1 protein-coding gene is annotated in these 1,261 nt (G+C 52.0%); it reads left to right on the top strand.

The window, feature by feature from the left end; all coding sequences use genetic code 11:
- Positions 1-17 precede the first annotated feature (17 nt).
- On the top strand, positions 18-1,261 hold a 1,244-nt coding region (locus tag CRO75_RS32260; protein ID WP_143504345.1), incomplete at its 3' end, for a hypothetical protein.

The following is a 1,261-nucleotide window of genomic DNA, read 5'->3' as shown; positions in this document are numbered from 1 at the left end:
ATATGGAATTAGAAGCCATGCTGCTGGACAGGATAGCGGCCCCCGTTGAAGGCACTGGCGCCATCCATGAATTGCGGGGAGGGGAGGATATCGTCATGCTCGATGATCTCGCCCACCAAACATCCCGGTTGCCAGATGGCGCACGGCCATTTAACTTGGGTGGAATGCCCTTGCAAGGGAGACGGCAAGGGCAGCTCTTTGAGATATCATTTGATAAGGGGCAAACTTGGCAAAAGTCTGACAGTAAAATCCTCAAGACCGCTTGGAGTCTGCAAAACGCTGGCGGAAAGAATAAAGGCTGGCACTCAGCAGTGTTACCCCGTGGAGTGAGCCATCCGCGTCATGACCCGATCCCCGGCAATGTCGGGCAATCTCTTTATGGCAAGGCCAATCCCGCCGCCGCGGCCAGAGAGGATCTGACGGAAGCGGGGGAGTGGCCTGGTGCCGTCGGAACCCTGCCCGACAGTGATCAGGCGTTCTTTGAGCATGTGGCACAACAGAGCGGTAAGGTCGAGATGGATGACATTAACTTTGAATTGCTTAAAGCCATACGGGAGAAGGAGTCCAATGTGGTTGCCAAAGAGTTTGAACTCCAGGGGCATACCGTCTTGGGCCGGGTAGAGGAGGGGAGATTTCAAATATCCAAAGGGGCCGGGTATAACTGGCAAGAAGGCACTGTGCTGGAGGAATTTGCTTATCGCATGCAAACGACTCAGCGGCTGCCATTTGGTTTTAATTATTTTCATGAATTAAGAGAACCCAATCTTCTGACTCGTGTGACCCGCGTGGCCGGTAAAGTGGCGCAAGATAATCAGACGATGTTTGCTCAGGCTAGTAAGACGGTAAAAGATCCACTGGCGCCGTACGGGGCTGGCGAGTCTTGGGAGTCGGTACTTAAGCTGGAAAAGAAATCCGGCCTGATGACTCAGGTAGAGTATGAGCAGGCTAAATTGACCATTCGTAGCAACCCGAAGGCATTTGTGGGGGGGGAAGCGCGTATTCTCACCAGTGCCGTGGATTTGAAGACTATACCGGCAGGTTATCGTATTGCACTGCTTGATAATGAGGGGAATGAACTGGTACATGGGATGATCAGTGGTGGGAACGGGATCGCTTACGGTGCGAGAAATAATATTATTGGTGGCGAGTCTTTCTGGTCAGAAATAAATTTGGCGGATACCTTTGAACTTAGGGATGGCCATTTTTACGTCAAGTCGGGAAAAGCCCCTATCGGCAGAGGTCCGTATAAAATTGCGGTGGA

The organism is Pseudomonas sp. LAMO17WK12:I10 (genome assembly GCF_900215185.1).
Lineage (GTDB): Bacteria > Pseudomonadota > Gammaproteobacteria > Pseudomonadales > Pseudomonadaceae > Aquipseudomonas > Aquipseudomonas chlororaphis.
This window is presented reverse-complemented; position numbering and strand designations above follow the sequence as displayed.